We start from the raw sequence: 14653 nt of genomic DNA on the forward strand, positions 1-14653 counted from the left end.
TTTTAATATTAATACAAGAGATTAAATTGACAGAACAAACCAATATATGTCGCATTATCGAATATTTCTTGACTTTCGAATATCGAACTGGTACGATGAAGAAAAAAGAAGCTGGTTGGATACGAATTATGCGCACTGTTTATACGGATTTAAATATAAAATTTTCAATTGAAGACACTACATTCCATGTGCTGAATATTGTATTTGAACGTTTTTTGCGTTCCATGCCAAAGCACAGCCATGGAAGCAACAGTTATGAACTTCACTATATTCCTTACGGTCATGGTAAAGTAAATATTGACAACACAATCTATGATGTGGAGCCTAATACGCTTTATATGACAGGCCCCCATGTGGAACACGAGCAGATTCCCATTAAAGATGATCCGATGACCGAATACTGTATTTACTTCAAAATAAGTAAAGCGCCTTCTTCCTCTGCCGGAACTATGGCTAATACTGACTCCATTACGGTACAGTTTCAAAAAACGAAGTTCTGGTTCGGAAAAGACTCACAGGATATCTACCACCTGATGCAGCAGATTTTTTACGAATTGGAAAATAAGTACACCGGTTATATCACACAGGTTGAAACCCTGCTGCAGCAGTGCATTGTAAAGGTGGTTCGGAACTACGAAAATAAAAAGGAATCCAGGGCACATTTTTCTCCTTCGAACCTGGTAGACAGCAAATATCTCATTGTAGAGGAATGCTTTTTATATGACTACGAAACCATTACACTTGAAAAACTCTCGGTTCGTCTGGGCCTCAGCACCAGGCAGACCGAGCGGTTTTTAAAAGATTATTACGGCAAAACATTTTCCCAGAAAAAGAGCGAGGCCAAGATGTCTATGGCTAAAATCCTGTTATCGGACGAAACACTGAGTATTTCAGAGGTTGCCATCCGATTGAATTATTCCTCTGTGGAACATTTTTCTTATGCTTTTAAATTGTTTTATGGGATAACGGCTAGGCAGTATCGAAAGAATCATGCAGAAAATGAATAGGTAAGGGGGATGAGGGACTCCCATTTCAGTGCTTTTCTGCCTTCGACGGAACTCTTTCACAAAGCACTGCATACCGCTGCAGGTTAAATCCATAGGGATGGCAGGTAAGCAGCGTTATCAGATCTCTACCTTCCTGAATTAAAATTTCCTGAATATCTGTAGGTTTCAGTATTTTGATTTCCGCCACCCGATAAGTTAATGTTTCTCTGAAATTTTTAATGATTACTTCATCTCCCGGTTCCAGTTTTTCAATATCCCGGAACATTGCCGCTCTACTGTACCCACGGTGGGCTGCTATCACTGCATTTGAATTTATACCGCCCACAGGCAGGGATGTCTGAGTCAGATGTGCCGCTCCTTTTGCCATATTTTCATTGGTAGCTCCCAGGTAAACAGGCAGTTCGATGTCCATTTTGGGGATTTTTAAGCTTCCGATCATATCTTCATCGAATCCCCATTCCTTCAGGCTAAAACCGATCTGTTCATAGGAAAACGGATCAACCAGATCTTTTTGTCCTGATAAAAACAAGTTCCGGTTGTAAGCTAATATTTTTTCATAAAGTTCATCGAAAAATGGTTTGGGAACTGAGGTATCCGACACTTCCGCTATCATTTCCCTTTTCATCTTATCGGTTTTCTGATCAAACGCTTCCAGAACTTTTCTTACTTCCCGGTCATATACCTGCTGAGAAATGTAAGGATAGAGCAATAATCCCATACCTGCAGCTAAAGAAATTACTGCCATAATTAAAATGATTTTCTTTTTTAAGATCATCTCTCATTTCCTTTCTTTCTATTTCTAATGACTGCAGTAATAATGATAAGCAGTATGATCACAGCTGTTGTCAGACCTGTAATCCATAATGTCTGTTCCTCCCGGGTGAGCTTTCTCTCTGTCTTTTCAGCTGCCTGCTTTTCCTGCCATGCATGATAGTCTGTTCTTTTGCCCCGAACCAGAAGCCTGTGGCTGTTAACACCGTATGGAGTACATGTAACCAGAGTCACATAATCTTTTCCCGCCACGGGTTTTAAATCATCTGTATTTTCCGGTTCCACGACCTTAATCTGGTCAACCTGATAGGCGAGTACCCGGTCCAGAATATGCAGATAGAACATATCTCCCTCTCCCAGTTCTGTTAAATCGGTAAACAGTTTTGCCGTTGTAAGCCCTGTATGTCCGGTAAATACCGCATGGGTACCTGCCCCTCCTACGGGCAAAGAAGTCCCCTCCAGATGTCCCACACCTTTTTTTAATGTAGATTCACCTGTTCCATGGTAGACAGCCAGATTCACATCAATATCCGGAATATCAATATATCCCATAATTCCATTTATATTCAATACTTCTTTGTAATTATCCTGCAGCACCATACCGCTTCCTTCCATGAACGGATCCCTCAGCACATTTCCGCTCAGACTTTCATTATATTCTTCTGCTTTTTTCCATTCTTCCTCCATCTCATCCCTGGCTTTATTTTTCACCTGATCCTCAAAATTCTGAATGGCATATGACTGGTTTCTCTCCATGAGTAAATTACTGACATGAGGATACAGGAAGAATCCCATGCCCAGCAATAATAAAACCACGATTGAAATTATTCTCTTCATAATAGGCTCCTATTTGAATGGGTATTTGTTCCGGACACAGGAGACGCAGCGGGCTGCGCTGACTACTTTGCAGGCTGAATTACGGTATCTTTTTACAATGAAAGGGGGAAGCTGTCCTTCCCCCTCAAACCTTGTTGATCAGATATTAATGATTTACTTTACGCTTTTTAAAGGAATGTATCAGCAGTATGACAGCCAATACAATGAATCCGATACCTGCTGCCGTAAAGATTGTGGTACCCATTCCACCGGTTACCGGCAGTATAAATGCACTGCTGTTCTTCACGGTTACCTGGGCAATACAGCCGGTATTCTCAATCCCGGCAGGATTTACCGTTACCTTGATTGGCTCATTTAAAAGGTTATAACCATTCGGTGCCTGTGTTTCTACTAAATAATAGGTAGTAGGTTTGTTATCTTCCGTAACTTTATCACCGGTTACTCCATAAGCAAACCCTAAAAATTCAGCTGTTCCGTCTGCTTTTGTGGTTACGATAATGTCATTTCCGTTTACATCCCTGATGTATTTTTTATCTTTTGCATCGCTTAAACTGGCTGCAATGGCGAATTTGGCATCCGGAAGTTTCGTTTCCTGATCATTTGCGTCTACTTTCATAATACCAATTTTTCCGGTATGGACTTCCGGCTTATTTTCAGGCAGAACTTCATAGCTCTTATCCTGGTCAAACTGATTTTTATAATCCAGCCTGGCACCATTCTTAATCTCGGTCTGCATCGGAGCGTCTTCCGTCAGAGTTGTATCAAATACAACTCTTATAAATTTATATCCGCTGTCTGCAAGATATTGGCGTCCCGTCTGAGTAAAGCTGACTTTTATATTGCTCTGGGTTGTTTCTGAGGCATCATAATTCCCGGCTGGAATCAAAACTTCACCCTCACTGCCTGTCTCCGTACTTCTGTCTTTTACCCCATATACCTTAACGGAATCTGCTACGTACTTTAATACACCATCCAGTGCATCGGTAATATCATATTTTTTCGCTGCTGCTACATTAGTCGGTACGGAAGGCTGAATAATCCAGGTTACTTTCCCGCCGTGGGTATCCGAAGTTTCATGTTTGTTGGGAACTTTAGTCACATATTTATCAATGTCTGCACTTTCATTTTTGGGATAAACATGAACATCGGTAATCCACCCGTTACCTTCCGGATTCGTCATAGGCACGCTTACAATAAAAGGTGCGACAGGTTCTGCTACCTTTTCACTTGGAAGCTCGGTTACATAATAAAAACCTCTTGGCAGACTGTCAATTGCTGCAATACCCAGATCTTTACCATCTTCATCTGTTCCGGATGTGATAACCGTCTGTGCTGTATCTTTATCTAACATATCCTCCGTAACTTCCGATGCATTTGTGGGGATTTTCCCATCAGTTGAGGATACCGCATTTCCATCCGCATCCAGTGTAATCTTTAATTTTACTATTTCAAATTCAATTCCATTTAAAGGTACTGCGGATGCCGGTATATCTGTGGTCTCATTTCCGTTTCCAGGTGTATCTGCATCTGTTAAGTCATCCATTAAATATTTATGGATGGTAAGGCTGCCTGTGGCCTCCGGCAGATCAGTATTATTACCGGCTGCTGCTGCAGAAACAGCAAACATACCTGTTGTTAAAACTGCTGCCATAAAAACTGCACTCATCTTCTTTATCATTTTTTTCATTTTATTCTGGTTCTCCTTTTCTTGTTATTTGATTTACTGCCAGTAAAAACCAACAGAAATACAGCCAGCATTATTATGCCAACTCCGGTCACAGAGAAGAGCAGTGTTCCGCTGCCTCCTGCAAGCGGCAGTTCTGTGTTTTTAAAATTAGGCAATTTATATATTACTTTATCGCCCTGGATTTCCTTTATAAATGCAGGGGGCAATGGATCTCCTGCTGCTTTTATGGTTATGGGATTCTCTTTGTTGGTCACATCCACATGAATACGCCACTGTCCCAATGGCAGACTATATCCCGGATTGGTCTGAACCTCTGCCAGCTGATAATCACCGCTTGGAACATCTGCAAAGTCTACCAGTCCATTCTGGTCACTTACCACTGTATCTCTCTCGGTCCAGCAGTTTCCCGGTTCATTCGTTACCAATTCATCGTGTTGTGTATCCTGTTGATGTTTTGCAGAACAGCTGTAAAGTTTAAATTTCACATTGCTTAAAGGTTTACTATGATCATTTCCATCCACTTTGTAGAATTGAAAAGGAACTGCTATCAGAGTATTGACAAATAAAGCATGATCTGTATTGCTTGTCCCATCGGCGGATGTATAAGTAATGCTTTTCACTTCCAGGCTGTCTGTACCTTCGGCTTTCCCAATAGCAACTGCTGCTGCATAAACATTCGTGTCATATATATAATTGGGATCTCCGTTATCTTTTTCGGTAATCAGGTAATGATACACATAGTATGCTCCTTCTTTCAGGGTATCCTGTGTAATTTCACTTCCCAGACTGATGGTCTCGAATTTTGCTGTTCCATCGGCTTCATTTACTGTAATTAGCGGTGACGCCAATGCGGGTGTTGCCGGATATGCCGGATCGTTTTTCAACGAAAACTCAAACATTCCTTCCGGAATAGCCGTAATTTCTTTTCCTGTAGGGTATTTTAATTTTTTTAATACTTCTAAGGATACATCGACGGGATGCAAGGGATCCTGCTGCTCTGCTGTCAGGTGCTGGGTAAAGGCTGCTGCAACGGATACATTCTGATATAAATCCCGCGCTTCTGCAAGTTTTGCCTCTGCCGCCGCCTTAGCTGCCGCTCTGTCCGGTACATATGCAACTGCCGGATCCGTTGATTCGCCGCTGCCGACAATATAGGTAATCATACCGGCTTTCCCATTGTGATTTCCCGCAGTCCATTTCAGGGTTATTGATTCCAGATCTCCCCCTTCCGGAGGTATAATTTCCAAATCAATAGTATCCGTATCATCGCCGCCCAGGACAAATGACCCGTCTTCTAATTCCTGAACTCCCTGCAGCTCTCCCGTATCAATTATGCTGCCGCTTCTTCCATTGATTTTCAGTTTACCGTCACGTACAGAAAAAGCGACAGGCATCGGATTTTTGTCATATCCGCCCGGCGGACTGTCTTCTAAAAAATAATAGTCTCCTACCTCCAATCCCTCTACATCAATTCTCCCGTTTGCATCGGTGATATAACTTCCTGTCACAATATCCGATTCCGGAGACGGATTATCTCCCTGTTTCCGATACAGGACGTATTTTGCACCCGCTTTCGGTTTACCGTCATCCTGTCCCGTTTTGATAAGGGAGATCTTGTGAGTAGTGTTGACGGTACCTTTCTCAACTTTTGTATACATTTTAATTTCAAAGGGTATTCTCCAGGAAAGAGTTGATGCATTGGACTGCACGTCATCAAATCCGGAATCGGTTATAACAAACCAGTTCATTCTGGAATCATTTGCTGCTCCCAGGGTGATAAACAGTTTTCCGCTTCCCAAAATATTCGATAACTGAAGGCTTTCAATTTTACCACCCTGCTGGGAAACCTGCGCTCCTGTGGATATCCCGTCCAATTCCCGGATCTTAATGCTGTCTTCCCGGATATTGACATGGTCATCTCCTGCATAAAATGAGAGAGGCACTGTATATGTTCCGGCAAAGTTTTCTGTTCCATCCACGACATACTTCAGAACTTCATCATCCAGCTTCACAACGTTTTCTGTCAAAAGAGGCTGTAGATTAAATCTTCCTCCCACCCAAAGAGGATACTTGCGGATGGGATTACCATATACATTTACCTCCATGGACCGTCCAAAAATTCCATAGTAGGTCTGTTCTTCCGGTGTTACATCTGATTCAATAACCGCCTTTGATATGGACAGGGGTCTGATGTCCACAATATGATTATAGGAAATATCCCATTTCGCACATGATTTCAGTATAGAGATACCTTGTATATCTCCAATTTCTTTATTGCTTGCATAAATAGTTCCGGTATAAGACTTTAATAAATCTGCAACCGTTGAAAAACTATTTTTCTCCAATGTATTTCCATTCAGAAAGTTTGCAGGATCTGCCATAATAGAATCATAAATTGCCTGGGCAAAATTCTGATCCTTTATTCCGGCTGCCTGAATAGATTCCGGATTAAAATTGCTGATATCCAGTTTCGGCATTCCCTGATCGCTGCCGGGTGGTTCACTTTCCGATTCTGATTGTGCCTGGGATTCTGTTCCTGTGTGAGATTGCGTTTCTGGCTGAGATTCTGTCTGTTTACCTGTCTCTGCCTGCGTTTCATTCTCTGCCGGTGTCTCTGATTGTGCCTTTGACTCAGTTTGTGCCTGCGTCTCTGAATTTTCCTGCTTTCCGGATTCGGATTGTGTTTCTGTTTCAGGCTCTGCAGTTACTTCAGGCGGAATTGACACATCTCCTGTAAGCCCTGCAGAAGCTTCCACTTGCTGCTTCCAAATTGGATTAGCAGTGAGACATACAGCAAAGCATAAAACGAGTATTATCATTCTTGTTATCCTATTTTTAAACCTCAATGTATTCCCCCCTATCCACGATGCTGCTATTCTGACAGACTACCCTGTAAATATAAGCTCCAAAGCTTTGATGGAAATTCCTGCTGCCGGAATGATCAATACTGGCTGCTTTTTTTACTGCGGAAGACGGCATACGTTCCCAGTCCCATAAATATAATAGCTGCTATAACTGCAATGAGCTCACTTCCATTTTCACCTGTTTTCGGAGAAACACCAGTCTCTTCGCTTTTTCCCTGTTCTTTTTCCTGATATACCAATGCCACCGGTGATGCCGAATGAAAGACAGCACTTGCAATATTCCCATTCGTTGTGGTATCTAATAACTCCCATCCATGCTCCTCACATTTATGCAGCACATAAACCTGAATATTTGATGTAATACTATTGCATACCAGGTCAATGCTGACCGGGTTTTCACTGGATGGCATAGGATCCGCCTGAATTGTTAAATTGCTTATTTTCGTCAGGAATTTGTAATCAGACAGCTTCTCCAGGGAAATAACCTTTGTCTTACTGTTATAAAGTTCCAGTTCATCCTTTCCCAGTGCTTCCGCCAGATTCTTATTCAGATTTTCGTTAATCTTATCCACCTCACTTTGTATTTCCGGATCATCAAACTTATCTGACAAGCTTACGGTTCCTCTGTCGGAGCTGGCGCTTACAATGCCCCCGATACCTGTTGAGACACTGTGAATTATGCCGCTGGCATTTACCTGCATTCCAGTCATCAGCAGCATGCAGACAACTAAAATGACTGCCATTTTTTGTTTCATAGCCAAATCCTCCTTTTCAATAAAAGTATTTTTAATTCTTTTCTTAAGTTTTTTCTGTCGATGTGCACAATATATTTCACTCCTCCTCTCCTGAAGCGTTTTTTAACGCTTTCTATTTATCTAAAACTGCCACAGATATAAATGTTTTACTTTCTATGACAGGCAGATAACCCAATGGCCTTACTAATTTAATACTGGGAATAAATAAATGCTGTATTTCCGGGATAAAATAAGCTTAATAGGATCCAAATTAAAATACATATGAGTACCTTTGATGAAAACTTGTCCATAGGAAGCAGTTTGTAAAATCCATTTCCCTGATTTTTGAATTTAGCAATCAGTGTTGCAATAATCATTATCAGGGCAAATATAATCGTATATATGTAAATATAATCTATCCCCGGTTTCCAGCAGAAAATCCTGCCCAATATGAGGACTGCCTGTTCCACTGAGTCTGCCCGGAAAAATATCCAGCAGACGCAGACAAAAGCATAGGTAAGCAGCCAGGATACGAAAGCACCCACCCCCTGCATCGCCTTATTTTCAACTCTGACAGGATGCTTCTTCCTAAAGGTTAAATAGTTTTTATGAAGAACCAAAGCAAATCCATTGAGCAGCCCCCATACAATATAGGTCCAGTTAGCTCCATGCCAAAGCCCACCCAAAGTCATGGTTATCACCAGATTTAAATAAGTCCGCCCTCTTCCTTTCCTGTTTCCGCCCAGCGGAATATACAGATACTGCATAAGCCAGGAAGACAGGCTGATATGCCAGCGCTTCCAAAACTCTGATAAATTTTTCGATATGTATGGAATATTAAAATTGGGCGGGATCTCAAATCCCAATATCTTAGCAATTCCGATAGCCATATCGGAATAACCGGAAAAATCACAATATATCTGAATGGAATAAGAGATTACCGCAAATATAATAGAAAGCGCACTGTAGGCCGCCGGAGCCTGAAAGACTGCATCCACACATACAGACAACCGGTCCGCTATCACAAACTTTTTAAATATTCCGAAAAGTACAATCTGTATCCCTGCCTCTGCATTTGCTTTTGTAATCTGCCTTTTTTCATTGATCTGCTGAAGAAACTGTTTGTTCTTCACAATCGGTCCCGTTGAGATCTTGGGGAAAAAACCTGTTAACAGTGCCACGGATATGAAATCTGCCGGCTTTAATTCCTCTTTATAGATATCCGCCACATAGCTGATTGCCTGAAATGTGTAAAAGGAAATCCCAAGTGGCATTGCTATTTTCCATAGCTGTACATTGCTTTTTATCTGAAATAAAGACAGGAATGATTCTGTAAAAAAATGATAATATTTAAAAAATCCCAAAATAATTAACATAAAAGCAATATATATAAATAGAGTTGTTTTCCTTTTTGCAGGATTCTTATTTTCCCTGGCTATATTTTTCCCTGCAATATAAGTCACATAGGTCTGCAGGATTAGTAAAATTAAAAATCTCACATCCAGATAGGAATAAAATATGTAACTGCTGGCCAGCAGAATTTTGTTATGCTGTCTCTTTTCATGCGTAATCATTAACAAAATGATGGTTACACTAAATAAAATCAAAAACTGAATTGATATAAATCCCATAGTTAATTATCCTCACAAGAAATCAGATTTGCTTGACTCAAAGCATTGTATAGTTCTTTTGCAAGAATCCGATGCCCTGTCCTGTTCAGGTGCCCTTCACCCATCGAAGTGTTGTTAAAACCATAGGGAACGCAATACTCCTTCTCATAGCTTTCCAAAAATGCATTCCCGGTATCGATGATCTGAATATCCTGTTTTTTGCAGACCTGCTGAAAATATTGGTAAGTATCATCGCAGGTTACTTCCATATGGTCACCGCTTATTTTTACTATGGGATGGTATAGAATGAATATCTTACCCTGATATTCCTCTTTCATCTTCGTAAATATCTGATCCAATATTTCTTTATAGCGGTAAACGTTACTTATTTTATCCTGCGTCTCCGTTTCCTGCTCCTGTTGATGAATACCAAATGCCCCGCTGAAATCAAATTTAAAATCTGCAAATTGTTTTTGCTGTAATAAATTCAGCAGCGGCATATTTTCTTTTACTGTAATCGCCAGCTTTTGCATTCCGGATATATTTTCCGCGATAGCGGGTCCGTTTTCTTCCTTATTATATGGAATCTGATCCAGACATTTTTCTAAAGTCTGAATGTCACAATTGGTATTAAAGACTTCCAGTACAACCCCTCTGGCATTCGGAAACTCTTTCACTGCCGCCGAAAAATGTCTTAAAAGATCCGGCATATAATGTCCGTCCGTGCCGATATTATAGATATATTCCCTGGGCTCTCCTGTAATCTTCCCGTTCACCAGATCGGTATATCTTTCACCTATTGGAACTTCCTTTCCCTGTGTATGGGAAGATCCCATCACCAGAATATAGTTGTCCCTGGCAATCGGATACTGGTTGATATACCCATTCTCATCCACTTTTCCGATTCCAAAGCCTTCCAAAGCATTGGAATAAAAGGAACCGGGATTCCAAATTGCACTGGTAGCTGATTCCGATCTGCTGATCCACCCGGGCTGATGAAAATAGATGAATATAAATAAATTGACGAAGCAAAAGGAAATTATTATGGCAGATATCCAGGCTGCCAGGGTTTTGACTGTTCTTTTCATCTCTACATCCTTTCGTATCCGTGCAGCAGCTGCAGCTGCTGCAGCGAATATTCTAATCATTTTGCATTACCCCAAGGACCAGAAATCTGTAATTACTTCCCATCCCGTGGCAGGTTGATAACGTAAGAATTTTATCGGTTGGAAGGAGTGCAGTATTCTCGTCAGTATTGCTTCTCATATCACGGATATTCATGATTTCTTTTAGAAAGGGAAAGAAGGACTCATCGCCTGAAAAATCATAACTTTTCATAATATGCCGGTTGTCAAATAACACTGCTGCAAATATCCGGTAAGTCAGTTTCTTATCTTTCATATAAATATAAATCTCCCGGTTGGCATCGAAAAAACTTTTATCCTCAAAAAGGCGTAACTCCCCAAACATATCTCCGTTTTTCATGTTATGTCCGTATAAAACTGTTACAGGGTCCATAAAATCTTTGCTATTATAATCTTCACTGAAAATAGATCCTTCTATATTGGCACTGCCGTCCGGTGTCTTGTCCAGATAATAGCTATTGTCATCTTTTCGCTGGACAACCGGATAATTTACCTTTGTACCCGGTATCTCTATCCACGCATAGACATCCGGCATTTCTTTTTGTATCTTCACAATATTTACCGGTAGGTCCGTTGGCTGATCTGTTGTTGTATCGGTGGATGAGGGAGACTTCGAATCTGTTTCTTTTGGTTTATTGTCTTTGTTTACCGAATCCTTCTCGTCCTGGTTTTTAGTCCCTTCTTCTTCTGCATCATTTTCCGTTACCGCAGCATACTCATAGAGTTTCGCAGCAGCCAGCTTCTGCATTTGTCTGTTTACCGCAAAACCAATACATAACCCTGCCAGTAAAAATGCTGCAATTCCCACAATGAGCCACTTTAAACCTGCCCTTTTCTTCTTATTCAACTTCCATCACCGCCGCTGTTCTTTGTTTCGGTTTCTGCCTCCGCGTAAAAATTATCGAGTATTACATCATATAACTGATCCTGGTCTATATGAAATTCTTCATAATAAGTTCCTTTTTCTGTTTTACCGGGAAGCATCTGAATGTCGTCCCCGCTGAAATTTGTATCCAGCATCAGGGTTGCCAGGTAAACTGCATGATCAAGCCCAAGGTTTGTCACCATATTTTTAGACAGCTCCTGATAAAGCTTAACCGGCAAAGACGGGTCTTTTCTGATCGTTCCTTTTGCTGCATTTAAAAATGACAATATATATGTTTTCTGCCTCTGCATACGCATTCCATTGCCGCCGCTTTTAGTAATATCTCTTCTTTGGATAAATTTCATAGCCTGTTCTCCGGTCAGGGTGATTTTCGCCCCCTTTTGAAATGCCGGGTCATCATATTCCATATCTTCCGGTATGGTTACCGTAACGCCGCCTACCGCATCATTTAATTTTGAAACAGCTTCCAGATTAATCGCAGCGTATCCATGAATCGGGAGGTTATACATTAATTTTGAAACAGCTTCCTTCATCATTTCACAGGATTTTTCAGAACCATCCCCATATGCATAGGCAAGGGCCAGATGATTCTTTTCTTCACCAAGATAATTTCCTTCGTAATCATAATTTTTAATTGCAGTCATGGTATCTCTCGAAATACCAAATATTTTCATTTTTCGGGTATCCGGATTCAGGGAAAGGAGAAAAACAGCATCCGCCTGTCCACCTTTCCCGGATATTCCCGGTATGGTTTCTATTTCCTGAGTGCGCTTATCGATACCCATACATAAAATGTTGATTACGTTTTCCTGGTAACGATATGCTTTTCCATCATGGTAGTATAAGGACGGATCATACGCTTGCTCTTCATTTTTACCATCTTGCTTACCTTTGGCATCCTCACTTTCTTTTTCCAGTGTGGGTGCCTTGCTCAGTGTGTTCTTTTGCAGCAGGCTGTTCTTCCCCATAACCCGGTACGTATGATAGACTCCAAACCCGCCCATCCCCGTAAACACGCATAAAGTAAAGCAGACAAGCACAATCCTGATTAATATTTTAAATTTTCTGCCTTTTGAAAATACATAACGGTAGAACATCGCCAAACCAAATCCAAGGAATCCCCCTAAGGTGTTGCAAACAAGGTCATCTATATCAAATACACCTGTCCTGGTTTGGAACTGAATAGTCTCAATAAAAAGACTGCAAAGAGGAATCACCAGGAGTAAAAAATATTTCTTCTTTCCGTCGGATCGGATTAACTGTATAAAAACTCCCACCGGTACAAAAAGAAGGATATTACCAAATATCCGGACGATCGCCCTGTTGGGATATCCGGCACGAAATATTTCATCAAATAAAATCAGATTCACTTTCGCTTCTTTCATCGGTACTCTTGTAAAAAGTGTAATGCTGAGTATGATCCCTAGATACAGAAGCAGCATACTGATTACGGAGATATTCCGAACCTTTATCTTAGCAGTATCGGTGATATGCAGGTGCGCTGCGGTAAAATAAACCGCAATACACAATAAAACAGCTGACAACACCATAATCAGAAAGGAAAAGGGAACTTTTTCTAATTCTGCTGACATGGTTTCCAACACTTTACCGAAATTAATGATCGCTTTCATAACATCCTCCTTTGCATCTGTATTCTAAATCCGATCTGTATCTTTAATTTTCCCCATCCGATACTTTTTGTTTGTAATAACGGTAAGACTTTCCATAATAATAGTTGTGATATCCGTACTTTAGGAATCCTGCTTCCACATAGTTTAAAACGTAACCCACCAGCTTAAGTTCTGAATTTGCAAGCATTTCCATGCCTTCCCGCACGTACCTTGCTTCCACATAATCCTGTCTCACCAGATATATTCCGGCATCTGCATACTCGGATATCATAGATGCATCTGTAAAAAAAGAAACCGGCGGCGTATCTATGACCACATAATCATATTCACTGCCCAAAGAATCCAGAATTTCCTGAAAACGGGGATTGGAAAGAACATTTGCAGTATCTTCCCTTGCTTTTCCGGCACACAAAACCATAATATGATCCCTGTACTTTTTAACTGCCTTCTCTAATTCCAATTTATTTTCTATAACATCCTGCAAGCCTTCTCCACTGCTCTCTATTCCCAGCATCGTGCCGATGGAAGGATGCCTCAGATCACAGTCAACCAGAACCACTCTTTTTCCTTCATCTGCCATAGCCTGAGCCAGATTCACCGCAAATGTTGTCTTGCCTTCACTTGGCAGTGAACTGGTGATCATCAGGATTTTGGCATTCTCTTCTTTCAGGTGTTTTGCAGTTCTGGACTGTATGGACCTTATGGCCTGGCGGAAATCATAGGAAACCTTCTTGTCCGAAATTAAGATATGGCGTACTTCTTTATTGGTCCGCTTCTTCTCCTTCACTTTTGGAATGTACGCCAGGCAGTCCAGATTCACAATTTTTTTCATATCCGTCTCTCTGCGGATTGTTTTTCTTGTGAGGGCATAGCATACCAGAAGAACAAATACACAACAGCCTCCGGACAGAATACCCATAAGGATGTACTTTAACTGTGGATATGGATTCACTGGGTTCTCTGTTGCCAGAGTGTAATCGATTACATTTAACTCTACCGTTCCAACATTTTTGGATGCATATACCGGATAAGTTTCCTGGAAAGCTTCCATCATTGCATTTGCCTGGTTATAATCCGCAGAAGTTATCATTACATTTAGCATATTAGAGGAACTGGTATTATACATGCGGATGCTCCCGGGCAGCTTTTCTTCCTTAATCTGCACCTTCTGTTTTATATCAGAGGACAAACCGGTATTTGCCAGAATATCCGGAAACGATGCACTCAGCCGCCCTGTGATCACCACATCTGTTGCTGCATCTCCTGTTTTCGTCACCACGTATGTCAGTTTTGCCTGATAAAGCAGGGTATAATTCCAGGATTTAACTGCAACTATTCCGCCTGTAGTCATGAGAAAGACAAGCAGAAGCAGAATTTTCCAACGCTTCAAGCCATTCCACATATTATCAATAAAATTTCTCACGTCCAGAATTTTATCGTCATCATAAATGATGTCTATTTTATCATTGTATAGCTGCATG

At 41.0% G+C, this 14653-nt stretch carries 11 protein-coding genes; 1 reads left to right on the forward strand and 10 read right to left on the reverse strand.

Features of this window, described 5'->3' with window-relative positions; all coding sequences use genetic code 11:
• Positions 1 to 95 precede the first annotated feature (95 nt).
• A complete protein-coding gene (locus tag RHS_RS07085; RefSeq protein ID WP_242858508.1) occupies positions 96 to 1007 on the forward strand; it encodes an AraC family transcriptional regulator in 912 nt (303 codons plus the stop codon).
• A gap of 25 nt (positions 1008 to 1032) precedes the next feature.
• On the opposite strand, the gene RHS_RS07090 is transcribed toward RHS_RS07085, so the two are convergent.
• From RHS_RS07090 to RHS_RS07135, 10 genes are all read right to left on the reverse strand, one after another.
• The gene (locus RHS_RS07090; protein ID WP_047832738.1) at positions 1033 to 1782 is read right to left on the reverse strand and encodes a class C sortase; all 750 of its coding nucleotides are present in this window, start codon (positions 1780 to 1782) and stop codon (positions 1033 to 1035) included.
• The gene (locus RHS_RS07095) at positions 1779 to 2615 is read right to left on the reverse strand and encodes a class C sortase (RefSeq protein ID WP_044295306.1); all 837 of its coding nucleotides are present in this window, start codon (positions 2613 to 2615) and stop codon (positions 1779 to 1781) included. Before RHS_RS07095 ends, RHS_RS07090 begins: the two co-directional genes overlap by 4 nt.
• Positions 2616 to 2760: 145 nt before the next feature.
• A complete protein-coding gene (locus RHS_RS07100) occupies positions 2761 to 4302 on the reverse strand; it encodes a SpaH/EbpB family LPXTG-anchored major pilin (protein ID WP_047832739.1) in 1542 nt (513 codons plus the stop codon).
• Positions 4299 to 7121: a SpaA isopeptide-forming pilin-related protein gene (locus RHS_RS07105; protein ID WP_395021628.1), complete on the reverse strand. Its 2823-nt coding sequence runs from the start codon at positions 7119 to 7121 to the stop codon at positions 4299 to 4301. The genes RHS_RS07100 and RHS_RS07105 overlap by 4 nt, the downstream gene beginning before the upstream one ends.
• Positions 7122 to 7243: 122 nt before the next feature.
• Entirely contained in the window at positions 7244 to 7921 is a 678-nt protein-coding gene (locus tag RHS_RS07110; RefSeq protein WP_027292654.1) for an LPXTG cell wall anchor domain-containing protein, read from the reverse strand.
• A 188-nt stretch (positions 7922 to 8109) separates the two neighbouring features.
• Complete coding sequence (locus RHS_RS07115) at positions 8110 to 9531, reverse strand: MBOAT family protein (protein WP_052377670.1); 1422 nt, start codon at positions 9529 to 9531, stop codon at positions 8110 to 8112.
• Positions 9532 to 9533: 2 nt separating this feature from the next.
• Positions 9534 to 10658, reverse strand: a complete 1125-nt coding sequence (locus RHS_RS07120; protein ID WP_047832741.1) for a hypothetical protein — start codon at positions 10656 to 10658, stop codon at positions 9534 to 9536.
• Entirely contained in the window at positions 10651 to 11502 is an 852-nt protein-coding gene (gene srtB / locus RHS_RS07125; RefSeq protein ID WP_052430832.1) for a class B sortase, read from the reverse strand. The genes RHS_RS07120 and srtB overlap by 8 nt, the downstream gene beginning before the upstream one ends.
• Positions 11499 to 13172 (reverse strand): LCP family protein, encoded by a 1674-nt coding sequence (locus RHS_RS30440; protein ID WP_395021632.1) that lies wholly within the window; start codon positions 13170 to 13172, stop codon positions 11499 to 11501. Before RHS_RS30440 ends, srtB begins: the two co-directional genes overlap by 4 nt.
• 43 nt (positions 13173 to 13215) lie before the next feature.
• On the reverse strand, positions 13216 to 14652 hold the full coding sequence (locus RHS_RS07135; RefSeq protein WP_047832742.1) for a polysaccharide biosynthesis tyrosine autokinase: 1437 nt from the start codon (positions 14650 to 14652) through the stop codon (positions 13216 to 13218).
• Between the last annotated feature and the right edge of the window lies 1 nt (position 14653).

The sequence above is a fragment of the Robinsoniella sp. RHS genome, from assembly GCF_001029355.1.
GTDB lineage: Bacteria > Bacillota > Clostridia > Lachnospirales > Lachnospiraceae > Robinsoniella > Robinsoniella peoriensis.

Excerpts from the sequence above, each read along its gene's own strand:
- RHS_RS07100 (WP_047832739.1), bottom strand. The coding sequence starts at position 4,302 with ATGAAAAAAATGATAAAGAAGATGAGTGCAGTTTTTATGGCAGCAGTT.
- RHS_RS07085 (WP_242858508.1), top strand. The coding sequence starts at position 96 with ATGAAGAAAAAAGAAGCTGGTTGGATACGAATTATGCGCACTGTTTAT.
- RHS_RS07135 (WP_047832742.1), bottom strand. The coding sequence starts at position 14,652 with ATGCAGCTATACAATGATAAAATAGACATCATTTATGATGACGATAAA.
- RHS_RS07115 (WP_052377670.1), bottom strand. The coding sequence starts at position 9,531 with ATGGGATTTATATCAATTCAGTTTTTGATTTTATTTAGTGTAACCATC.
- RHS_RS07095 (WP_044295306.1), bottom strand. The coding sequence starts at position 2,615 with ATGAAGAGAATAATTTCAATCGTGGTTTTATTATTGCTGGGCATGGGA.
- RHS_RS30440 (WP_395021632.1), bottom strand. The coding sequence starts at position 13,172 with ATGAAAGCGATCATTAATTTCGGTAAAGTGTTGGAAACCATGTCAGCA.
- RHS_RS07120 (WP_047832741.1), bottom strand. The coding sequence starts at position 10,658 with ATGATTAGAATATTCGCTGCAGCAGCTGCAGCTGCTGCACGGATACGA.
- RHS_RS07110 (WP_027292654.1), bottom strand. The coding sequence starts at position 7,921 with ATGAAACAAAAAATGGCAGTCATTTTAGTTGTCTGCATGCTGCTGATG.
- RHS_RS07105 (WP_395021628.1), bottom strand. The coding sequence starts at position 7,121 with ATGATAATACTCGTTTTATGCTTTGCTGTATGTCTCACTGCTAATCCA.
- RHS_RS07090 (WP_047832738.1), bottom strand. The coding sequence starts at position 1,782 with ATGATCTTAAAAAAGAAAATCATTTTAATTATGGCAGTAATTTCTTTA.